The organism is Peribacillus sp. Bi134, assembly GCF_918698065.1.
In the GTDB taxonomy this organism is placed as follows: domain Bacteria; phylum Bacillota; class Bacilli; order Bacillales; family DSM-1321; genus Peribacillus.
On sequence record NZ_CAKKLN010000002.1, the window covers coordinates 300,097 to 322,555 of the forward strand.

Here is a 22,459-nt window from a genome sequence, read left to right on the forward strand (position 1 = left end):
AATGCATTAATTTGATGATCTGATTCTTTTCAGAGCTTGCAGGCTGCTTACTTTAAAAAGAATGGATAATGCGAGATATAGTCCGAATACTAGCAGCGAGATGATCACTAATTCCATGATGATGGGCAACTTTAGGGTAAGCGGGTGGACCCAGAGAGCCATTCCGTAAATGACGGTTCCGATGATGGTAAGCTTGCTGCTTTCCTGAAAAACATCCCTGAAAGCGGCCTTGTCCGCTCTTGCTGTCTTCAGCCATAGGTAGGCGAAAAGGTAGAGAGATTGCAGGAGCATGGAAATACCCGATGCTAAAGCGATTCCGCCGACGCCGAGATAACGTGATAGGACCCAGCTGAGCAGGACGTTAAGCAATACGGCAATCAAGCAGGAATACATCGCCACTTTCGTTTTCTTCAAGGCGTAGAAAGCGTTCATCAAATAATCCCTCAGTGCAAAGAATGGGAGGCAGGCAGAATAAAAGACGAATGCCCTATAAGTCATTTCGGTTGCTGAAGCATCGAAAGCCCCGCGTTGGAAAGCCAGAGTGATTAAGCTGTTTCCGCTGATTAACATGACGACCATGAACGGAATCGCTAAAAATAACAGCGATTTCAACCCCTTTAAGGTCAAATTAAGGAAAGATTGATAGCCTATAAGCGCGCGCTCGACGATTGAAGGGTACAATACGGTAATCAGCGGCGTGAGGACAATGCTTAATGGCAGCCAAAGCAGGCGATTGGCATAGTTCAAGGCCGATACGCTTCCGGTTTCGAGCGAGGTCGCAATAATCCGATCGACGACACTATTCAACTGGATCGCCAAAGCGGCGATAATGATTGGATAAAAGGTGTACAGTGTTTGTGCGATCTGCCGTTTATGAGGCAGGAAAGAGACGATGGGCCGGATTCCGTACTGCTTCAATGATGGGTATTGGATAAGGAACTGGCTTGCTGCACCGAGCACAAACCCCCAAGCCAACCCTTCAATCCCAAACGGAGCAGCCAACAATACGGTGGCTGCGATAATTACCGTGTTTTGTGCAGTTGAAGTGAGTGCTGGCAGAATAAAACGCTTATTCGCATTGAGGACCCCCGTCGCCATGTAAGAAAGCGTGAAAAATAGTAAACTTGGCAGCATGATCCGGGTCAGTGACTCCGTCAGGACCAGTTCCGAATCAGAGAAACCCGGGGCCGTCAACATGACGAGCGGCTTTATGAAAATCATGCAGGCAATGGTCAGGATTCCGGCAACCAGCATAAAGAAAGAACCTAAAACACTGATGAATTCATCAGCTTTCAACGGGTTATCCGCCTTCTTTTCCAAGTAAATGGGGATAACGCCGGCCTGAAGACCGCTGCCGATAGCCGTAAAAAGAATGGTTGGTATAAGGCTTGCCACGAAAAAAACATCTGCCATCGATGATGCCCCGAAATAGGCGGCTATGATCGATTCCCGCCCGAATCCGAGGACTTTTCCAATGGCAGCAATAATAGTGACGAGCCCGACCGATTTAATGACATGTGAAAGAGTAGGCATATTTTCAATCCTTTAATATGATGTCCTTCTGTAAACAGAATCCTAAACAACTATAAAATATCAACGTAAACGTTTTATCTTCGAGAATATTGTAGAAAAGTCCTGCTAATAATGCGGCCAACATCAGGCAGATGGTGAACGCTGCCAAAGTGCCATTTTCCGATTTCAGGATTGTACGGCAGGTGAAAAAGATGAATGCAAGAACCGCAAGAAAGCCCAGCACACCAGTTTGTACCAGAATCTGGATATATTGATTATCGGTATACATCCTTTCACCAATTTGATATTCCCGATAAATTGGTGAGGAAAAGGATAGTGTGGCAGAATCTCCGAAGGTTGCTAACCCTGTACCGATTATCGGGTGATCTTTGAAAATCTCAATTCCCTTGATCAGGACATATAACCGGCCCCACTCTGTACTCTGGTGCAGTGTCTTATCAGAGAACATATCTGAAAAACGATTGGAAAGGGCATGTTCGTGTTCAGTAGAGGGGGTGCTGCCGATTATCACATTTTCCATGGGAATCGATGCGGATACCTCCACTTTACTTGATGCAAATAAAGCTGGGTAATAAATAAGAAGCAGGCCGAGACAAAATGCTCCTACAGCATATTTGAAAAATGGTTTATTTCTGGTCCATATCATAAAGACAAGCGCCGCGAACCCGAATGCAATCATCGTGCCCCGTGAATAGGTAAGCAGTAACGTTCCGGAAAACAGGATGGCAGCAAGAAAGACGATCCATTTATATTTTTTCATCGACTGAAATAGAAAGAAACTAAGGAATAACTGAATGCTTAAGAATAAGGCGAATACATTGGGATTGGCAGGTGCTCCATAAATCCTCATCCGGTTTGTCGGCGAAAGATTCCACATTTCCCATGAGTGTGGAAGCAGGATTGTACGAGAAAAGATTTTCTCCACTATGCCATGCAGGCAAAGTAAGATTGAAAATATTAGCATTACCTTCAAAAAGCGAAAGATATCCTTTCTTTCTAGATTTAATTCACCGATAATGTAAAGAAGCAAGAATGTGATAAGCAATGCACGAAGTTCAAATATGATGGGGAGGATTCCCACTCCGTTCATGAGTGCAGCTGCGGCGCCAATTAAACAAAACAACCAAAATGGCGCAGTAAAATGATATTTCGAAAATTGCCATTCGTTCTTTTTGAATCTTTCAATAAGCAAAGAAATGAATAAGGTGAGGATGATCAGGTCACCTGTATAGGTTAAGCCGCTATTCAGTTCCATAAATAAGGGACGGGCAGGGAAATAAATGAATAGAATTAATAACAGGTTTTTTTTATTTATACCGATAAAAACGAGCATCAACGCCGTTGCCAAGTAACCGGCGATAGGGTGAGGCACTGCAGATGGGACGAGCAGGCACAGTAATAGAATGGGTAACGATTGTTTTTCTAGAAACTTCAATTGATTAACCACCTTTGAATCAAAAATCACGTTCTATGATGTGTATGAAAAAATTTCTTGAATAATACCCCACCCTTTAGATGTATAGTACATATGAAAGGCTGAAGTGAAATGACAGAAAAGTTTGTTGAGATACTATCCATACCATTCATTGATAGCAATATGGATGAATTCATGAATGGAATGATATATCCAAGATTGATGAATCAGGAAAAAACGTTTGTCGTTACGGCAAATCCGGAAATAGTTGAGTATGCAAATGAACATCAGGATTATAAAGACATAATTTTATCTGCTGATTACATCACTCCGGATGGCGTTGGTATTATTATGGCCTCTAAATGGCTAAATCAACCTTTACAAGAGCGGATTACAGGATTCGACTTGATGAATGAATTATTTCGGGTCGCTGATGAAAGAGCGCTCAAGGTATACATGCTTGGAGCGGAGGAAAACGTGATTGAAGCGGCGGCCCTGAAAGTAAAAGAACTATACCCGGGTCTCGAGTTGGTCGGATACAATCATGGTTACATTGATATCAAGGATGATACCCTGCCTAAGTCGATAGCGGAACTTGAACCTGACATCATTTTGACTGCATTGGGGTTTCCTAGGCAGGAAAAATGGGTTTCCAGGCACTATGCGTTATTCAATAAAGGGTTATTCATGGGAGTTGGGGGGAGCTTTGATGTACTTGCGGGTAAGGTGAACCGCGCCCCGGTTTTCTGGCAAAAGATGCGTCTTGAATGGTTGTACCGACTTATCCAGCAACCTTCACGGTGGAAACGGATGCTTGCACTGCCAAGATTCGTATTAAAGGTTAGGCGATTGAGGAAATCGGTGCAGCGTTCCTGAACATAAGGAGTGGACTGGATGAGGATCTTGCATTTAAACGCCGGTAATGAAACCGGCGGCGGTATGTTTCATATAATGTCCTTACTGAACCAATTGAATAAAGAGGAGTGTTTGCTTGGTTTATTTGAAGATGGTGAACTTTACCGGCGGGCCATGTCCTCTGGGATACAAACCGAACTTTTCAGGCAACATTCCAAATATGACCTTTCAATTTTGAAACCTTTAAGGGACTTTATCCGTCAAAATAATATAGACATCATCCATACACATGGTCCGCGGGCGAATATATATGGTGCCTTTATAAAGCGCCTCGTTAAATGCCCTTGGCTTCTTACTGTTCACAGTTCACCCCATCATGACTTTTTGGGGCAGGGTGTAAAAGGAAAATTGTTTACGGGCCTTCATGTAAGGTCATTTCAATATGCCGATCATATACTGGCAGTTTCCGACCGCTTTAAGCAGGACTTGATTGACCAAGGAATCCATTCGTCCAAAATAACAAAGATCCTAAACGGAATTGACTTTGAAAAGGAATTGCCTTTCCCATTTCAAAGAGAAGATTTTGGGTTTGGGAAAGACGATTTCATCGTCATCATGCCTGCAAGGCTTGAGCCGGTGAAAGGTCATGAATTTGCTTTAGAAGCATTAAGTGAAGTTGTATCAGAGTTCCCCCATGTAAAGCTGTTGCTTGCAGGGGACGGGAGCAGGAGATCCGCTTTGGAAGAGATGGTCTCGGAAAAGGGATTATCAGATCACGTGCACTTTTTAGGGTATCGTGAAGATTTAGATCGAATCTACCCGTTGGGGGACATCACATTATTGACTTCCTTAAGCGAAAGTTTTCCACTGGTTTTACTTGAAGGAGCAAGATCGGGTCTTCCGGTAATCACAAGTAATGTCGGCGGTGTAAAGGAATTGATTCCCGATCGGGGCAAGGGCTGGATTACGGATATCGGCAATGTCGAACAGCTGAAATTGGCCATCTGCAATGCTTTAGAATTAAAAAAATCCGGGAACCTGACAAAGATAGGGGCGGATTTACAAAAATTTGCAAAAAACAACTTTTCTATAGAGATTTTAGCCAATAACGTATATAATGTTTATTTGAGGATGAAAAATTAAAATAAGCATTTATATATAGGTTTTCTTATAGATCGTTACGGGTATTAGATTTTTAGTTGAATTGAGGTGGTTTTTGATGTCGTTCCTGATGTCGTTCCTGATGTTAATAGGGGCCTTGTTGGTATCCTTTTTATTATCCATTTTTTTGACTCCTTTTGTCGGAAAGCTGGCCTTTAAATTAGGAGCTACCGATAAACCGAATGAGCGAAAAGTGCATAGTAAAGTTATGCCGCGCATGGGCGGTTTAGCTATATTTTTGAGTTTTTTCATTACTTTCTTGCTTTTCATGAATGATTTTTGGGAGCAGTTGCCCCTCATGAATGATTTTTGGGAGCAGTTGCCCCTTCTGGTGGGAGCCCTTGTCATCATTTTGATCGGGATGGCAGATGATATTTTTGAATTAAGAGCTGCACCCAAATTCCTGGGCCAGGTTTTGGCTGCCCTCATTATCGTATTATGGGGCGGTCTTGAAGTGGAATTCATCAATTTGCCGTTCTTTATAGATACACTTGAATTTGGTGTTTTAAGTATACCGATAACCATTTTGTGGATTGTCAGCATCATTAATGCAATTAACCTAATAGATGGACTGGATGGTCTTGCAGGCGGTGTCTCAACGATCGCATTAGTGACAATTGCAACAATGGCCCTTATTAAAGGGGACCTATTTGTTGCTATGGTCGCATTGATCGTGATTGGAAGCACTCTTGGCTTTTTGAAATATAACTTTCATCCGGCAAAGATTTTCATGGGAGATACAGGCGCATTATTCTTAGGTTACATCATTGCCGTTCTGTCCCTGCAAGGGTTTAAAAACGTTACGATGATTTCATTGATCGTACCGATCATCATTTTGGGTGTGCCCATTTCGGATACATTTTTCGCGATTATCCGCAGGGTCGTCAATAAACAGCCAATCTCGGCTGCTGATAAATCCCATTTACATCACTGTTTGATAAACTTGGGATTCACTCATAAGCAGACTGTATTGCTCATTTACGCTTTAGCTGCTTGCTTTGGCTTAGCGGCAATAATCTTTCAATTTGCAACAGTGTGGGGAGCTTTGATACTTGTAACGGGACTCCTGCTGATCATAGAAATTTTTGTGGAGAAAATTGGTTTGGTCAATTCAAACTATCAGCCGTTGCTCAAGATGCTCAACTTTAAAAACAAACCATGATCATTTTGGAAATAGATTACTAGATTAGCTAATTTTTCCAGTAGAAATATGAAAAGCCACCAACCGTTTAATGATACGGCTGGTGGCTTTTTTGCTCCTAACTGTAGGGGGCGCAAAGATAGCAAAAAAGGAAACCCCCACTCATAAAGAGTGGGGGTTTCACTTTATTCTTGTATTTGTGATTGAACTGCTTCAGTTTGAGTGGCTTCAGCTGGTCCCAGGTTCAAGTGGGATTGAAGCAACAGCTTAGTGTTTGCTAATGATGTTTCGTTCAGCTGATAATAATAGGTTCCGCTAATGGTAGAATCCTGACCTTCAAGTTTGATGGTTTCAAGATTAAGGCCTTTATCGGTAGTTACATATTTTATGAAACCTCTCATTTGTGAGAATTGTAGGTTCGTTGTCATATTGTCACCGACAGCTTCCATTACGTCCGTATATTTCGTTAGTGATCCAGCCGAGGTTGCTTTGGCGATGATGGCTTTCAGGACTTCCTGCTGACGCTCACCACGTTGGATATCACTGTCCTTTTTACGTGTCCGTGCAAACGCTAATGCTTCTTCACCATTAACGGTCTGTATTCCTTCTTCAAGGTGGATGGCATTCTTCTTGTCATTTGAATCCATTTCATTCAATTCATAAGGTACGTCGACTTCGATACCGTCCAATGAATTCACGACATCGATGAAAGCATTAAAGTTCATGCGAACATAATAATCGACAGGGATATCGAGTAACTCCTCAACGGTGTCCATCGTCGCTTTCGGTCCGCCGGCAGCATGGGCAGCGTTGATTTTTGTGGTTACGCCTTTGGCTGGTACGTACACATAGGAATCACGGGGAATGCTTAGTAGTTTTATAGATTTCTGATCTTTATTGAAAGTGGCCAGAATTAAAGCATCCGAGCGTGAGTTGCCTTTAAAATCACGTTCCTTACTATCATCGATTCCGATGAAAAGAATGGAGAAATTATCTTCGAGCGGGTCGATTGCTGCACTTCGCTTTGCTGATGCTTCCACAGGGTCATAGGAATCATTGAATACATTCTGGGCTTTCATATACAGAGTTGCAGCATAAGTAGAAGCACCCAGACCAAGTACCAGCAGGGGAACAAGCAATAACCAAAGCCTCTTTCGCCTTTTTTTCTTTGTTTTTTTAATTTTATAAACACGCCTAGTAGTAGACATCTTTTTCTTCTCCTTTTAAATAACGAACATCAGACATATATCGCTATTTTTCGAATCCTGCAGTTTATATTTCGTCATTTATTACACCTAATTTTACAATGATTTAATAATTTCGTAAAATAAATATTTCTTTTCAATTATATTACAGCATAAAAAAGGAAAAATATGCAGGAGTATATCAGGAGAATTCCTCTTCCAAATAAAGCATTTCTTCCTCAGTGATGTGGCCTTGACCATTTGTCAGCTCTGTAATCCAAGCGGTATATGTCTCTTTTTGTGTTTCCTCGACATATACAAGGATATTGACCTGATCAAGGTACTGAATTTCCTTTATTTGATAAATGGAAGATCGCAATTCGTTTTCCAATTTTCCAAGCCAGGTATAGTCGACGGTTGTCGAAATGACACGCATTAGTTTTCTAATGACCATACCAGTGGAATTTATTCCTTCTGAAGTCGCTTTGCTGTAAGCGCGAATGAGACCGCCAGCACCAAGTTTGATGCCGCCAAAATACCGTGTGACCACAACTGCGGTGTCTTTCAGATCCTTTTTCTTAAGCACTTCTAGGATAGGGACGCCTGCCGTTCCGCTCGGTTCCCCATCGTCGAGGGCTTTTTGGATTTGATTTTGTTCCCCGATCATATAGGCTGAACAATTATGTGTAGCATCTTTGTGCTTTTTCTTGATTTCCTGGATAAATGCCTGTGCGGCATCTTCGGTTTCAACCCGGGCGATGTGGGAAATAAAACGCGATTTTTCAATGACGATTTCATGTTCGCCGCGACCTGCCACCGTTAAATATTGAGTGAGCATTACTATTCCACCTTCGTACTTCCTATTAGTTGATTTATTATAAGGCTTTGCGGAAAAAGTGGCAATGACGATTCATTTACATGCCGCATGTGTAAAGAAACTTTAATATAAGATAAAGCTGTACGTGTTATAATTAATTTCATTGCCTGTTATTGTTATTAGCTGGTCATATATGCTTAAAAGAATAACATTGTAGGAAAAACATGGGTTCTGTGCCATTATCCTGGCTTTACCTTAACGTGTCCTCTCTTTTCAAGGATTTTGCCATTTAATAAATGCATCTGTTTCATATGATAATCAATGGAGCGGAATATCCCATTTGATTGAAAAGGATAATTTGTATTAGGATAATAGAAATGGCTTTCTGCCTTTAAAAGGCAGACTTAATGGCCGGGAATATGAGATGTATAGTAAATATGTACATTTTATGGAAATCATAAAAGGAAATTAACGTATTTTTAAACTTTTTTTGGTACAATATGTTCATGAAGGTTACTTCATACAAAAGTTTCCTGAAATTTAACCATTCATGAAAAAGGAAAAGAACTTTTTTCCATATACATAGTCTTTAAGACAATAAATTGTTTAAGTCTTTTGGTAAGTGGAGGGATCTTAATGTCCATAAAAAAGGTTGATGCTAAAGCATTGGACAAGATCTTAGAAACAATGGTGAGCACTGTTAGTGAAAGTAAGGACGAAGTCTTTGATATCGGCGAACAATGCCGAAAGGATTTCGAGTCATTATCAAAAGAGCTTGATGATGTGAAAATCAGGGTTGCCATTGTGATAACCGACAGCGATGCACTGGATTCAAAAGCCAGGTTTGCTCGAAAAAGGCTTTCAGAAGTCAGTATGCACTTCAACCATTTTTCTGAAGAACAGGTGCGCGATGCTTATGAAAGGGCACATAAGCTGCAAGTCGATTTACAAATTAACCGGCAATTGGAGAAAGAGCTCCGTAATCGCCGGGATGAGCTTGAGTTAAGGTTAAGGGGTTTACAGCAGACAATCGATAAAGCGGTGCATCTCGTCTCGCAAATATCGGTAGTACAGAACTATTTGACACAGGATCTTAAATTTGTCGGGGAAGCACTTCAAGAAGCGAAACGCAAACAGGACTTCGGCCTGAAAATAATCGAAGCCCAGGAGCAGGAACGTAAAAAGCTCTCACGTGAAATTCATGATGGGCCGGCGCAAATGCTGGCAAACGTCATGATGCGCTCAGATCTGATAGAACGAGTGCAACGGGAGAGAGGCCCTGATGAAGCGTTAGTTGAAATCCGCAGTTTAAAGGTCATGGTAAGGAATGCTTTATATGAAGTGCGCAGAATCATCTATGACCTTCGTCCTATGGCGCTTGATGATTTAGGACTAGTTCCTACCCTCAGAAAGTACCTGCAAACGACCGAAGACTATAATAATGGCGTGAATCTTAATTTCGTCAATCTTGGGCAGGTCAAAAGGCTTCCTTCCGATATGGAGGTCGCTTTATTCAGGCTGGTTCAAGAGGCAGTACAAAATTCATTGAAGCATGCGGACCCAAAACAGATTCAAGTTAAACTGTCCATTTCCAAGGAGATGGTGACCGTTGTCGTCAAGGATGATGGAAAGGGGTTTGACTCTTCGATTCAAAAAGAAGGTTCATTTGGCTTGGTAGGAATGAGAGAAAGAGTCGAGCTGCTGGAAGGTGAAATGACGATAGATTCACAACCAGGGGCAGGCACTTTAGTATTTATACAAATTCCCTACCATATATAAACGATAGAGAATAGACTTTTTAAATAGAAACTAGGAGGAAGAAGCCGTTGAAGACTAGTATCATCATTATCGATGACCATCAGCTTTTCCGTGAAGGCGTAAAGCGCATATTAGATTTTGAATCATCCTTTGATGTTGTTGCCGAGGGTGATGACGGAAGCGAAGCTATGGATCTCGTTGAAACACATAAACCTGATGTTGTTATCATGGATATCAACATGCCGAACATGAATGGGGTCGAAGCGACAAAAATGCTCGTGAACCGTTACCCTGAAACAAAAGTCATCATCCTTTCCATTCATGATGATGAAAACTACGTACAGCACGCATTGAAAACAGGAGCACAAGGCTATCTGTTGAAAGAAATGGACGCGGATGCGTTGATTGATGCTGTGCGAGTAGTAGCTGAAGGCGGATCATACCTTCATCCGAAGGTGACCCATAACTTGGTTAAGGAATATCGCCGATTGGCAGCTGAAGAGGGTGCTGATCGTGATTCCGTACATACAATAGAAATCAGGAGGCCGCTTCACCTATTGACTCGACGCGAATGTGAAGTGCTCCAACTTTTAGCGGATGGTAAAAGCAACCGTGCCATCGGTGAAACTCTTTATATCAGTGAAAAAACAGTCAAGAACCATGTAAGTAACATTCTTCAGAAGATGAATGTGAATGACCGTACACAAGCGGTTGTCCTAGCTATCAAAAACGGCTGGGTAGAAGTGAAGTAATTAAAACGATCGATAAGTCCGGCTCTTCAGATTCCGCAATGCGTGCTGAAGGGCTGGATTTTTTTTGTAGGAAGGATGACTAACTGGATTCATATTTTTGGTAATGGAGAAAGCAATTTAATGCAAAAAAAGGCATTTTCAGATAGAATGGTGAGTATGATATGAAGTAAATTTTTATAAGGATGGTACTATTATGAAAACCGCAGTCGTAACAGATAGCACTGCATATATACCTGAGGAAATACGTGATCGTTTACATATACATATGATGCCGCTTAATGTCATTTTTTCCAATGAAGCTTACCGGGAGGAAGTTGATATCACTGCGGATGAGTTTTATGAGGAAGTAAAGAGGCAGGAGAAATTGCCAACCACTTCACAGCCTCCAATAGGGAAGTTTGTCGAGAAGTTCGAGGAGCTGCAAAAAGACTATGATGATGTTATTTCCATTCATTTATCGAGCGGCATCAGCGGAACGTTTCAAGGAGCGGTATCGGCGGGTGAAATGGTCGATGGAATTAAGGTTCATGCCTTTGATTCGGAGATCAGCTGCATGGTACAGGGGTTTTATGTGATCGAGGCGGCAAAGATGGCACTTGATGGTAAAAGTGCAGAAGAAATCATGGCCAGGCTTGAAGAGATGAAGCCATCGGTCAGGGCATACTTCATGGCAGATGACCTTTCCCATCTGCAGCGCGGGGGACGCTTAAGCAGTGCCCAAGCATTGATTGGCAGTTTGCTTCAAGTGAAGCCGGTTCTCCATTTTGTTGATAAGGTCATCGTCCCATTCGAAAAAATCCGTACAAGAAAAAAAGCGATGAAACGGATTGCCGATTTGCTTGGAGAAGACGCGGCGAGCGGCGAGAAATATAAAGCTGTCATCATTCATGCAAAACGGGAAAGTGAAGCTAAAGACTGGAAAGAAGAACTTGAAGCCCGGTTCCCGAATGTCGAGTTCGACATCAGCTACTTCGGTCCAGTAATCGGAACGCATCTGGGCGAAGGCTCGATGGGGATGGGCTGGTATAAAATTTAAGCTATTTAACGCCTTTCCTAAGTGGAAGGTGTTTTTTTATGAAGCAAAAGGGAATTCGGGAGTAAAAAGCGAATGATAAGGAGGAGTGTGATATATCAAGAAAAGGAGGTTGCAGTTTGGAAAAAATGAGCATTTCCCCGCCATATTCCCCGGAACTTCAGAACCACCTCACCGGAAAACATCTTTTGGCATTCGAAATCCCCTTCTCTCAAGAACTCCTCGCAGAGCACCTCAAGAATGGGTATGTCTCAGAAACTTGCGGCGTGCAATACGGTAACGGCAGTTATCACTGTGTACGCTGCGGTAACAAAGATCAAACTTTGTTTTATACATTCCCTTGCAAGAATTGCGATCAAGATTGCACTTACTGCCGCTCATGCATCATGATGGGACGGGTCAGTGAATGTGCAAAACTATTTAGGTGGACCGGACCCGGCATTCAGTTTCAGATTCCTGACATAGTGATGAGCTGGGAAGGCACTTTATCGGAAGGTCAACAAACTGCCTCCGACCTTGTCGTTGAAGCTGTAAACGGAAAAGGTGAACTCCTGGTATGGGCTGTATGCGGGGCAGGAAAGACGGAGGTCCTATTCCCGGCGATTGAGGCAGCATTGCATGCCGGGAAACGGATTTGTTTGGCAACACCCCGGACCGATGTCGTTCTCGAACTATCCCCTAGGTTAAAAAAAGCCTTTCCTGCCATTGAGGTCGCGACCCTCTATGCCGGCAGTGGCGATCGACATGGATTTTCGCCACTAACCGTTTCCACGACACATCAGCTTTTCCGTTTTATTGAAGCTTTCGATGTCATCATCGTTGATGAAGTCGATGCGTTTCCCTACTCAATTGATGATTCGCTGCATTATGCGGTCAATAAATCAAAAAAGGTTTCTGCGGCAACCATCTACTTGACCGCCACACCTTCGAAACGGATGCAGCGGCTATACCGCAGCGGCAAATTGAAAGCCGTCATAATACCGGCCCGTTATCATCGTCAGCCAATCCCTGTCCCTGAAATGAAGTGGAGCGGCAATTGGCAAAAAATATTTCTTCAAAAAAAGATTCCCCCAGCAATCATCGGATGGGTAAGTGAACGCCTTGAGCAGAACATCCCCTTCCTCTTGTTTTTTCCAAGCATTGAAGTGATGGAGCAGGTCATTCCGCTGTTTCAAATGCTGTCCCCAAAATTATCGATTGTCCACTCCCGGCACCCTGATCGAAAGGAAATAGTAATGGCACTAAGGAATGGCTTGGTTCCAGGATTACTGACCACGACCATACTGGAACGTGGCGTGACTATTGAGCGGTTGGAGGTAGCCGTGATCGGTGCTGAACATGAAGTGTTTTCTGATAGTGCTCTCGTTCAGATTGCTGGAAGGGTAGGGAGAAGCTTTGCTAATCCTGCAGGGACGATCACCTTTTTTCATTACGGTAAAAGTAAAGCGATGGTCGAGGCGGTTCACCATATTCAAATGATGAATAAAGATGCCAAGATAAGAGGGCTGCTCTATGGATAGATGTCTTGTTTGTGATGAAGGAATGAAGCAGGCATTGACCTGGAGGAGCTTACTTAAGCAGGCCGAGGCAAGAGCAATCTGCGCAAGATGTGAGGGGAAGCTTAATAGGATTACCGGAGAAACATGTACAATGTGTTCAAGGGAGCTTGGTGGGGTTCATATTACCGGTGACCTCTGTCTGGATTGTTCAAGATGGGAAAGGAATAAGGAATGGAGCGGCTATTTGTCGAAGAACATATCGCTATTTCATTATAATGAATACTTAAAAGATATTATTGCTAAATATAAGTACCGTGGGGATTATGCATTAGCTGAGGTTTTCGTCCCTTTTTTGAAAGAAAGGTTAAAGGACATGGAGTTTGACCTGGTAACGGTCATCCCGCTTAGCCATGAACGGCTTACGGAACGTGGATTCAACCAGGTACAGGCCTTGGCAGACCTTCTTGGAATTCATACGGTTGAGATCTTGACAAGAATCCATACGGAAAAACAATCAAAAAAATCACGTCAAGAGAGGATGTCATTACCGCAGGTTTTTCAGGTCATGCAGTTAGATTTGCTGGAGCATAAATCAATTTTGATCATCGATGACATTTACACGACAGGCACAACTCTCAGGCATGCAGCAAAGGCATTGATAACGGCTGGGGCCAAAGAAGTATCATCCATCACCCTGGCTAGGTGAAAAAGCTTATTTTAATAAAACATCCTAAAGTATCGCAGGTATTATTCGATATATACAGTACTGAAGAATATCGCTGTGATGGTGAAGGAGGGGCCTCAATGGAAGTATTCAACTGTCCAAGCTGTAATTCGTTATTCGTTATGACGAAATTCCGTGATGTATGCGATGCCTGTTATAAAGAAGAAGAAGACCAATATGATAAAGTGTATGCATATATTCGCAAGAAAATAAATAGAACGGCGTCCATGATGCAGGTGGTTAAGGAAACCGGCGTTGAAGATACGTTAATTATTAAATTTGTGAGAACAGGAAAGCTGAGAATTTCGCAGTTTCCCAATCTAGGAATTCCATGTGAAAAGTGTGGCGCTAACATCAAGAGTGGAAGGCTATGCGGCAAATGCAGCGATTCATTGCGTACGGATTTGCAGGCATTTGAATATGAGGAAAAGCGCCTGACTGAAATTCAAGGAAATGATAAAAAAAATACGTACTACATGAAGGATGATCAAAAAGGATAAATCATGGAAACATGATGCAGTATTTGTTAAAATATTCGATATTGAGAACAAGATTCGACAATGGGTGTCGAAGGAAAGATTACAAGAAACAATTAAAGAAATCCATTCCTTGTCGATAATAACGATAGGGAGAATAACACAGTCCAGAGCCATTTCATGTGTTAAGGAATCGAAACATTATGGGATTTATAAAATCGACCGAAGGAGAGGATCTGGAATATGAAAATCAATAACGTCGGTATGACAGGTGTTAACCCTTATAATCTTCAAGCCAATAAAACGGGGAATATCAAAGAATCCAAGGTCAAATCCTCGGATAAAGTTGAAATTTCTTCAGCGGCAAAAGAAATGCAGCAATCATCACCAATTCTTGCTGCAAGACAAGCAAGAGTGGATGAACTGAAAATCCAAGTTGAAAAAGGAAATTATAAATTGAATGCACAAGCAACGGCTAAGGGTCTCATCGATTTTTACCGAAAGTGAATACTCAATTAAAAAGATTGAATGAAGTGGACGGAGCCATTTTCCGTCCTTCATTTATGAGTGAGGAGGCAGCAAAATGTCTACACGGAACATCATCGGATCGCTTGAAAAATTGATCAAGCTTCATAAAAGCTTCAATCAATTAGCGATAAGAAAAACGGCCATTTTGAAAGCAAATGATACCGAGGAGATCACTGCCCTGCTAATTTCGGAACAAAAGCATATTAAAGCGATCAGTCAAACGGATAAGGAAAGAGAAAGGGCAGTCGAGGAATTTCTTGCAGCTAATGGAACGGCGGGACAGCCTGCCTCCATCCATACCGTAACGGAATTGACAGGATCTAAAGAAACGGAAATCCTTGAAAGGCTAAAAGCGGAATTGATTGATGAAGTGACAACGCTGAAGGAGCGAAACAGTTTAAATCAGCAATTGATCTATCAGTCCCTTCAATTCATCAATGTCTCATTGGATATGCTGAGGCCGCAGCACCAGAACCTGAATTACGGGGATTCGGTTAAGAAAACGGCCAAAATCGGCATGGGAATGTTTGATTCCAAAGCTTAATAAGCAGAAAAAAGATGGAGGTGCGAGCAAATGATTTCAACCTTTATGGGTCTTGAGACTGCCAAACGCGGATTATCCACCTCTCAAGGGGCATTGTATACAACAGGAAATAACGTGGCCAATGCCAATACATTAGGATATTCAAGACAGCGGGTCAATCTGGTCCAGACGTCGGGCTTTCCTACTGTCGGTTTGAACAGCCCGCGCGTTGCCGGCCAAATCGGGACAGGGGTGGCAGCTGAAACGGTTCAGCGGATCCGGGACAGTTTCCTGGACGCACAATACAGGACACAAAGTAATAAAATCGGTTATTACGGGGCCATGAGCGAATCCTTGACGAAAATGGAAGGCGTCATGAACGAGCCGACCGACAGCGGATTAGCCGCTACGATGGAGAAGTTCTGGAACTCGCTGCAGGGGCTGACGGCGAATACGGAAAACTCCGGGGCGCGTGAGGTCGTTGCCTCGACGGGCGTCATGGTCGCGGATACCCTAAATTACTACTATAACTCGCTTACGAACGTTCAAACGGATATCGGCAATCAGATAAACGTCAAAGCGAACGAAATCAATACGCTCATCAGCAGTATTGACCAGCTAAACCAACAGATCAGCAAAGTGGAGCCTCATGGTTATATTCCCAATGACCTTTATGATAAACGTGATGTACTCGTAGACAATCTCTCACAGCTTGTCAGCATTAAAGTGAGCAATGTCATTCCGACGGATTACGGCAGAGCAAGCGATGTGGCCACAGGGCTATACAATATCGAATTGATGAAAGAAGACGGTTCGTCTTTTGTGCCGCCCATCAATCTAGTTAGTGTTAACCAAACCGGGATGGTGGGAACTTCGAAAGTTGAAGTTAGCCATGATAAAACGACAGGTATGGTGGATGGATTAAAGTTTGGTTCGAAAACATTGACGGATTACAATTTCTCGGGAGAACTATCCGGTCTGATCAAAAGCTTTGGCTATAAGAAGGCTGATGGCACGATCGCCGGCGCTTATCCTGATATGCTGAAAAAGCTCGATAATATGACGGCTGCTTTCGTGAATGAATTCAATGCCATCCATAAACAAGGCTATGCCCTGGGTGATGACAGCACTTCCACATTGAACTTCTTTAAACTCGAACCGGGTAAGAGTGCCGCCCAAAGCATCAAGGTGAATGGTGAAATCGTTAAGGATCCCACAAAAATTGCCGCAGGCGGTAAAAGTGGAGGGGCATCCGGTGATAATGAAAACGCCAAACTCCTGGCTGACCTTAAAAAGAAGGCGTTCAGTGAGTACTCGACTAAAGACCAAAACTCCGACGAATTGACGGGTAGCTTCGACACCTATTATTCCGGTATCATCGGAAAGCTTGGTGTGGATTCCCAAAGCGCCCAAAAGAACCTTTCCAACTCTGTCGTGCTTGCTGCCTCAGTCAATCAAAATAGGGAGTCTGTCAGTTCCGTATCCCTTGATGAAGAAATGACTGACATGATCAAATTCCAGCAGGCATACAACGCATCCGCAAGAATGATGACGATGATGGATGAAATGCTCGATAAAATCATAAACGGAATGGGTACAGTTGGCCGATGATAGGAGGAGACGAATATGCGGGTAACGCAATCGATGCTAACCAATAATATGCTGAGCAATTTAAGCAGCAGTTACGAAAAGATGTCCAGGCTGCAAGAGCAGGTTTCCTCTCAAAAGAAGTTCTCCAAGCCTTCCGATAACCCTGTTGCGGCCATGATGGGAATGGGGTACAGGACAAACCTCAATCAAATAGGGCAGTATCAAAGTAACATTGCCGAGGCGACCAATTGGATCGACAGCACGGATGATGCCATTACTGAAAGTGTTTCCGCCCTGCAGCGGATTCGTGAATTAACCGTTCAAGGCAGCAATGGCACGTATGAAGGGGAGCAACTTAAAACAATTACTGAAGAAATTAAACAATTAAAAGAACATCTCATAACTCTAGGCGACACACAGATTGGCGGGAAGTATATCTTTAACGGCCAGGATACGAATGTGAGACCGTCGTCCGTTAAAGATGGGAATGGAAATACCGTGTATGGCACAGGGGACATAAACCTTGAAGTTTTTTCGGGGATTTCCCTTAAAATCAATACGGACGGTTCCAAGATTTTTGGTGATGCACTAGCTGCCGGCGGAAGCATCGACCAGACAATCGAGGCACTCGAAAACGGCGGGGACGTGAGCGGCACACTGGAAGGACTTGACGCAACGATAAATACCTTCTTAGGCATGCAGGCACAGGTTGGCGCAAGGCAGAATCGGATTGAGCTGATGACGGACCGTCTCAAGCAGCAGGAGGTTTTTGCCACTGAAATCCTTTCGAAAAATGAGGATGTCGATATCGAAAAGGCGATCATGGATTTGACGACCCAGGAAAGTGTCCATAGTGCTGCTTTAAGTATCGGAGCAAAGATCATGCAGCCGAGTTTATTGGATTTTCTTCGCTAAGCTATTCTTAAATGGATAGCTTTTTTCTATAAGGAGTGTTGATGATGCAGATTCCGCAAATTAGATTGCAAACCACCCCAATGAAGATTGGAGTGAATATAGAACAGCCTGTACAGCAGATCGAACAGAAGGCTGCGGTCCAATCAATCAAACAGCCGCAAGCGATCCTCGAGATTCAAATGACCCCAGGCAAGCTGACGATCGATCAGTCACAAGCAAGGGAAGACATGGATTTGAAAAGCCTTTCAGTAAGAGTCGATGAATTTGCGGAGCAGGGATACCAGGATTGGCTGGCGGGTATGGCAAGACGTGCCCAGCAGGGAACTGAGCTGAGGCATATTGAAAAAGGCGGTAATCCACTCGCTGAACAGGCTAGGCAAAACAGCAAAGGCCCTGAGAAGCAGTTCAATCTCGGCTGGATTCCCTCTCCATTCAGCGTAAAGCTTGACTATCAGCCAGCGGAAGTGAAGGTTGAAGCAACCGCTCAAAAACCGATCATTGATGCTCAAATCAATAGGGTTAACCATACATACACACCAGGTAGTGTGAATGTCGAAATTCTACAAAAAAATGCGCTGGATATAGATTTCATCAATTTAAATCCGGATGAGATAAGGTAGTGAAAACATAGATGATTCTACAAACAAAATTTCATGGCGAACTCGAATTGGCTGAGAAAGAGATTTATGTATTTGAAAGCGGGATACCAGGATTTTTAGAAGAAAAACAGTTTTGCTTGCTAGCTTTGGATGACACGCCATTTTTCGTCCTGCAATCGACAGAAACAAAAGAGCTTGCTTTCATTGTGACGAATCCATTTGAGGTGTTTCCTGATTACGAAGTGAAGCTTACGGATGAAGTATTATCTTCTTTACAAATAGAAACGGAACTGGAAGTCATTACTTTCGTCATTTTAACGATCCAAGACCCTTTCAATGAAACGACGGCGAATCTCCAGGCACCCATCATCATAAACGGCCCTAAAAAAGTCGGAAAGCAATTCATCATGAACGCTAGTGAATACCGTACAAAGCACAAACTGTTTGAACCTCCAGCGGAACAGGGGGGGAAATGATGCTCGTTTTGACCAGAAAACCAAATGAAGCGATCATGATTGGCGATGATATCGAAATTACGATCCTGTCCGTCGAGGGGGAACAGATCAAACTGGGGATCAATGCCCCTAAAAACGTCGATATCCATAGGAAGGAAGTCTATCTGTCCATTCAGCAGGAAAATAGAAAAGCCTCCAAAACAGAAACTATTTTTCTGGAAGGTATAAATGAGTATTTCAAGAAAAAATCGTAAAATCCGCTAAATATGTTTCCATGCAGGTCGATATTAAGTATACAACGATGGGCAGTGAAATAGGCGGCCGACTTAGTCACTGCCCATCGTAAACAACCACATGGACGTGGGGACTTAAGACTCAAGGAGGAAACAAAAATGATTATCAATCACAATATCTCAGCTCTAAACACGCACCGTCAATTATCAAGTGCAACGAATGCACAATCAAAATCAATGGAGAAACTAGCATCGGGCATGCGCATCAACCGTGCAGGCGATGACGCAGCTGGTCTAGCAATCTCTGAAAAAATGCGTGGACAAATCCGCGGATTGGACCAAGCTTCCCGTAACTCACAGGATGCCATCTCATTGATCCAAACTGCTGAAGGTGCATTGAACGAAACGACTGACATCCTTCAACGTATGCGTGAACTTGCTACACAAGCATCAACGGATACTAATACAACTAGTGACCGTGGAGAAATCCAAAAGGAAATGGATTCATTAACATCTGAAATCAACCGTATCGGTAACACTACTGAATTCAATACTCAGAAACTATTGAATGGTTCTAAGGATTCTGATACAAAACTTTCTACTGCTAGCTTGACTGGTTCAGGGGCGGCAGGTGCTGTTACAACTGGCGGTACATTAAGTCTTAAAATCGATGGGAAAGATGTCGATGTTACAATCGGAGATGGTGATGCAGCTGCTGATATAGTGACTGCTATTAATACTGCAGCAAATACTGCACTTGGAACAACTGGTGAAGAGTATGCGTCCCTTGATGGTGATGGTGCTTTAAAGCTTGATACCTTAACTGCTGGCGCTAAAGGTTCCGTTGAAATAGTTGGTGCATCTGCTGGTACTGCTTTAGCTGATTTAAAAATAAGTAGTTCTTCTTCTACGGGTACTGATGCTGGCGCAGGTCTTCAATTCCAAATCGGTGCAAATGAAAACCAAAGTCTGACACTTGAAATCGGTGACATGCGTGCTAGTAATCTAGGATTAACTGGTATTGGTGATGGATTCACTGCAACTACAAATGTAAGCAATGGTACAGATTCTAAAGGCGTTGAATCCGGTCTGGATGTTTCTAATGCTAAAAATGCATCTGCAGCAATCACAGTTATTCAATCTGCAATTGACACTGTATCAGCTGAACGTTCTAAACTAGGTGCTAACCAAAACCGATTAGAGCATACGATCAACAACTTAGGAACTTCTTCTGAAAACCTGACTGCTGCTGAATCACGTGTTCGTGATACAGATATGGCTAAGACTATGATGGAGCAAACTAAAAACTCTATCTTGGCGCAAGCATCTCAAGCAATGCTAGCTCAAGCAAATTCCGCACCTCAAGGAGTTTTACAACTTCTGAGGTAAATTTGAAGGGCGTTTTATCCAGTAATGGATAAAATTATGACTGGGTGAATTGCTGGAACTTCCTAAAGCTGCATCAACCACAACGTAACTGGAAACGGTAAGCGTGATGGTCTGAAAATGATGGAGATGACATAATGGATAATCAGCAGCCAAGCTCCTTTGAGGAAACTCTGGAGAAGGTTCAACGACTAGGATATACAGTCTAAGGTGAAAGCTATGGCAATGAAATCCGTAGGGTGGCAAAAGCCATTCGAAGTGCCCAGCCCCTTATAAGATAAGGGTGAAGATATAGTCTGTTCTATGATCGAAAGACATAGTCGCAAAGCAAGCGAACCAACAACCACAAGGAGTTTTACAACTTCTTCGTTAATTTTAGATTACCTGAAAGAGACTCTAGTTTTACTAGAGTCTCTTTTTTTATCGAAAAATATAAAGGGTCGGTTAGATTAACATTATTTAGCTCCAAAATACTATCACGTTTTGGCGTTAGTTTAGTTTTTTTATTTCTTGCCATTTATAAGTAACGGACCAATAACTTCTTTTTAGCATCTTTGCAATTTCATTTGTTGTATAACCATTTTCTTTAAGTTGTCTTAGTAATTTAATTTCATCTGGAGAATAGGGTTTAGAGCGATCTGAACTGCTGGTAAGAATCGTGTAATCAGGATACTTAGATTTCCACCTGAGTATTTCTTTTTGATTTCGGAATTCCCAAGAGGTTTTATATAACATGGAAGAACAAGTTTTTGCTACAGGTTCGATTAGTTCGAGGAAACGAAAAGTTTCTTTAACAGAAGTAGTTTTTAGAATATATCCATATCCATCTTTACGAGAGCTCAGCTTTAAGGATAAATGATATGTGGTAAATATATGTTCCTTTAGTTTCTCTAATTCGTCTTTAGGATAACATTGAAGGTAAAGGTAAATATGCGGTGTGAGGTAAATAATTTTTTTATTATGATTTTCCCTGTATGAGATGCTTAAAGAGCCATCATCCATGTATAGAATAGTTAGGAAATGTGGTAAAATGCAATGTTTCAATAATGTGAAGGGGAGATGTTTAGTTCCATCATCACTGTAAAAGTGTGGGAATAAATTGGTGAATAATTCTAAAGAAGCGGAACGGACACATTGGCTTGCCGGAGTGATATATAATAATCCATCAAAAAAGGAAATTTTCCATTTTCGATAATCTCCCTGAGATGTGCCGTAGTGCTCCCGGTAGCTGTTGTTCTTTCTCCTGCTATTTTTATAAATTTTCGTGATTTCACCGTCACTTATAATGCTGGCATATAATATATTTTTCTGGATTTCAGTAAGATTAATTATGAAAACCTCCTTATATAAGAGTGTAAGCTCATCTTCTTAATCCCATTTTATAATGTTATCCCCTCCGATAGCGAATGTTCGTTCTCTATTTAATAATAAATCCTTTGTATGTACACTGTAAAGTTCCATTTCGGAACCGATATAAAAAGTAAAGATATCATATTGGGGGCTATTTAGATGCTGGAGAGTTTGTCCACAAATATCCTTTCCTCACAACTTAGAACAGCAATCTCGGAAGGAATCAGTTCATTTTATCAGCGGGAAATGAATACGCTAGCCTATTCGGAGCAAAGTGGGGAATCTACTTATGTGCCTTCAAAAGAAAAGATGCAGGAAGTGGTGGATAGTTTAAACACCTTCCTTAATCCAACACATACGGCGGTTCGTTTTGAATATCATGAGAAGCTGAATGAGTACTATGTCAAGGTAGTGGATGATGTAACGGATGAGACGATCAGGGAAATTCCCCCGAAGAAGTTATTGGACTTCTATGCGGCAATGACGGAGTTTGTCGGCATAATGGTGGATGAAAAAATATAAGCGGGTGATCA

23 protein-coding genes are annotated in these 22,459 nt (G+C 42.4%); 18 read left to right on the forward strand and 5 right to left on the reverse strand.

Going from position 1 to position 22,459, the window contains the following annotated elements:
• Positions 1 to 6: 6 nt before the first annotated feature.
• Both murJ and LQ188_RS04375 read right to left on the reverse strand, forming a co-directional pair.
• The gene (murJ, locus tag LQ188_RS04370) at positions 7 to 1,533 is read right to left on the reverse strand and encodes a murein biosynthesis integral membrane protein MurJ (RefSeq protein ID WP_101223777.1); all 1,527 of its coding nucleotides are present in this window, start codon (positions 1,531 to 1,533) and stop codon (positions 7 to 9) included.
• A 4-nt stretch (positions 1,534 to 1,537) separates the two neighbouring features.
• Positions 1,538 to 2,968, reverse strand: a complete 1,431-nt coding sequence (locus LQ188_RS04375) for an O-antigen ligase family protein (RefSeq protein WP_101223776.1) — start codon at positions 2,966 to 2,968, stop codon at positions 1,538 to 1,540.
• Between the two features lie 111 nt (positions 2,969 to 3,079).
• Here LQ188_RS04375 and LQ188_RS04380 point away from each other — a divergent pair, with 111 nt between their 5' ends.
• The 3 genes from LQ188_RS04380 (at position 3,080) to LQ188_RS04390 (ending at position 6,125) form a co-directional block, all read left to right on the forward strand.
• Complete coding sequence (locus LQ188_RS04380; RefSeq protein ID WP_101223775.1) at positions 3,080 to 3,823, forward strand: WecB/TagA/CpsF family glycosyltransferase; 744 nt, start codon at positions 3,080 to 3,082, stop codon at positions 3,821 to 3,823.
• 18 nt (positions 3,824 to 3,841) lie between these two features.
• On the forward strand, positions 3,842 to 4,945 hold the full coding sequence (locus LQ188_RS04385) for a glycosyltransferase family 4 protein (RefSeq protein WP_230176141.1): 1,104 nt from the start codon (positions 3,842 to 3,844) through the stop codon (positions 4,943 to 4,945).
• A gap of 100 nt (positions 4,946 to 5,045) precedes the next feature.
• Entirely contained in the window at positions 5,046 to 6,125 is a 1,080-nt protein-coding gene (locus LQ188_RS04390; protein ID WP_230176265.1) for an MraY family glycosyltransferase, read from the forward strand.
• Positions 6,126 to 6,289: 164 nt separating this feature from the next.
• Here LQ188_RS04390 and LQ188_RS04395 read toward each other — a convergent pair whose 3' ends face one another.
• On the reverse strand, positions 6,290 to 7,312 hold the full coding sequence (locus LQ188_RS04395; RefSeq protein WP_101223773.1) for an LCP family protein: 1,023 nt from the start codon (positions 7,310 to 7,312) through the stop codon (positions 6,290 to 6,292).
• A gap of 178 nt (positions 7,313 to 7,490) precedes the next feature.
• Positions 7,491 to 8,126: a YigZ family protein gene (locus LQ188_RS04400; protein WP_230176142.1), complete on the reverse strand. Its 636-nt coding sequence runs from the start codon at positions 8,124 to 8,126 to the stop codon at positions 7,491 to 7,493.
• Positions 8,127 to 8,741: 615 nt separating this feature from the next.
• On the opposite strand from LQ188_RS04400, the gene LQ188_RS04405 reads away from it, so the two are divergent.
• The 14 genes from LQ188_RS04405 (at position 8,742) to LQ188_RS04470 (ending at position 20,579) form a co-directional block, all read left to right on the forward strand.
• Positions 8,742 to 9,884, forward strand: a complete 1,143-nt coding sequence (locus LQ188_RS04405; RefSeq protein WP_101223771.1) for a sensor histidine kinase — start codon at positions 8,742 to 8,744, stop codon at positions 9,882 to 9,884.
• A gap of 47 nt (positions 9,885 to 9,931) precedes the next feature.
• Entirely contained in the window at positions 9,932 to 10,615 is a 684-nt protein-coding gene (locus tag LQ188_RS04410) for a response regulator transcription factor (protein ID WP_101223770.1), read from the forward strand.
• Between the two features lie 193 nt (positions 10,616 to 10,808).
• Complete coding sequence (locus tag LQ188_RS04415; protein ID WP_230176143.1) at positions 10,809 to 11,651, forward strand: DegV family protein; 843 nt, start codon at positions 10,809 to 10,811, stop codon at positions 11,649 to 11,651.
• Between the two features lie 125 nt (positions 11,652 to 11,776).
• Entirely contained in the window at positions 11,777 to 13,168 is a 1,392-nt protein-coding gene (locus LQ188_RS04420; protein ID WP_230176266.1) for a DEAD/DEAH box helicase, read from the forward strand.
• The gene (locus tag LQ188_RS04425) at positions 13,161 to 13,853 is read left to right on the forward strand and encodes a ComF family protein (protein WP_230176144.1); all 693 of its coding nucleotides are present in this window, start codon (positions 13,161 to 13,163) and stop codon (positions 13,851 to 13,853) included. The genes LQ188_RS04420 and LQ188_RS04425 overlap by 8 nt, the downstream gene beginning before the upstream one ends.
• 98 nt (positions 13,854 to 13,951) lie before the next feature.
• Positions 13,952 to 14,371 carry a TIGR03826 family flagellar region protein gene (locus tag LQ188_RS04430; protein WP_230176145.1) on the forward strand — a complete coding sequence of 140 codons (420 nt, stop codon included), beginning with the start codon at positions 13,952 to 13,954 and terminating at the stop codon, positions 14,369 to 14,371.
• Between the two features lie 219 nt (positions 14,372 to 14,590).
• Entirely contained in the window at positions 14,591 to 14,854 is a 264-nt protein-coding gene (gene flgM, locus LQ188_RS04435; RefSeq protein ID WP_230176146.1) for a flagellar biosynthesis anti-sigma factor FlgM, read from the forward strand.
• A gap of 76 nt (positions 14,855 to 14,930) precedes the next feature.
• The gene (locus tag LQ188_RS04440) at positions 14,931 to 15,419 is read left to right on the forward strand and encodes a flagellar protein FlgN (RefSeq protein ID WP_230176147.1); all 489 of its coding nucleotides are present in this window, start codon (positions 14,931 to 14,933) and stop codon (positions 15,417 to 15,419) included.
• 30 nt (positions 15,420 to 15,449) lie between these two features.
• Positions 15,450 to 17,009 carry a flagellar hook-associated protein FlgK gene (gene flgK / locus LQ188_RS04445; RefSeq protein WP_230176148.1) on the forward strand — a complete coding sequence of 520 codons (1,560 nt, stop codon included), beginning with the start codon at positions 15,450 to 15,452 and terminating at the stop codon, positions 17,007 to 17,009.
• 15 nt (positions 17,010 to 17,024) lie between these two features.
• A complete protein-coding gene (gene flgL / locus LQ188_RS04450; protein ID WP_230176149.1) occupies positions 17,025 to 17,903 on the forward strand; it encodes a flagellar hook-associated protein FlgL in 879 nt (292 codons plus the stop codon).
• A gap of 41 nt (positions 17,904 to 17,944) precedes the next feature.
• A complete protein-coding gene (locus LQ188_RS04455; protein ID WP_353616226.1) occupies positions 17,945 to 18,523 on the forward strand; it encodes a DUF6470 family protein in 579 nt (192 codons plus the stop codon).
• An 11-nt stretch (positions 18,524 to 18,534) separates the two neighbouring features.
• Positions 18,535 to 18,978 carry a flagellar assembly protein FliW gene (gene fliW, locus LQ188_RS04460; RefSeq protein ID WP_230176150.1) on the forward strand — a complete coding sequence of 148 codons (444 nt, stop codon included), beginning with the start codon at positions 18,535 to 18,537 and terminating at the stop codon, positions 18,976 to 18,978.
• Complete coding sequence (gene csrA, locus LQ188_RS04465) at positions 18,978 to 19,211, forward strand: carbon storage regulator CsrA (RefSeq protein ID WP_230176267.1); 234 nt, start codon at positions 18,978 to 18,980, stop codon at positions 19,209 to 19,211. The genes fliW and csrA overlap by 1 nt, the downstream gene beginning before the upstream one ends.
• 138 nt (positions 19,212 to 19,349) lie before the next feature.
• Positions 19,350 to 20,579: a flagellin gene (locus LQ188_RS04470; protein WP_101223758.1), complete on the forward strand. Its 1,230-nt coding sequence runs from the start codon at positions 19,350 to 19,352 to the stop codon at positions 20,577 to 20,579.
• Between the two features lie 486 nt (positions 20,580 to 21,065).
• Here LQ188_RS04470 and LQ188_RS04475 read toward each other — a convergent pair whose 3' ends face one another.
• The gene (locus LQ188_RS04475; RefSeq protein WP_363320565.1) at positions 21,066 to 21,908 is read right to left on the reverse strand and encodes a DNA endonuclease; all 843 of its coding nucleotides are present in this window, start codon (positions 21,906 to 21,908) and stop codon (positions 21,066 to 21,068) included.
• A gap of 177 nt (positions 21,909 to 22,085) precedes the next feature.
• On the opposite strand from LQ188_RS04475, the gene flaG reads away from it, so the two are divergent.
• Complete coding sequence (gene flaG, locus LQ188_RS04480; RefSeq protein WP_202190606.1) at positions 22,086 to 22,448, forward strand: flagellar protein FlaG; 363 nt, start codon at positions 22,086 to 22,088, stop codon at positions 22,446 to 22,448.
• Positions 22,449 to 22,459: the final 11 nt, after the last annotated feature.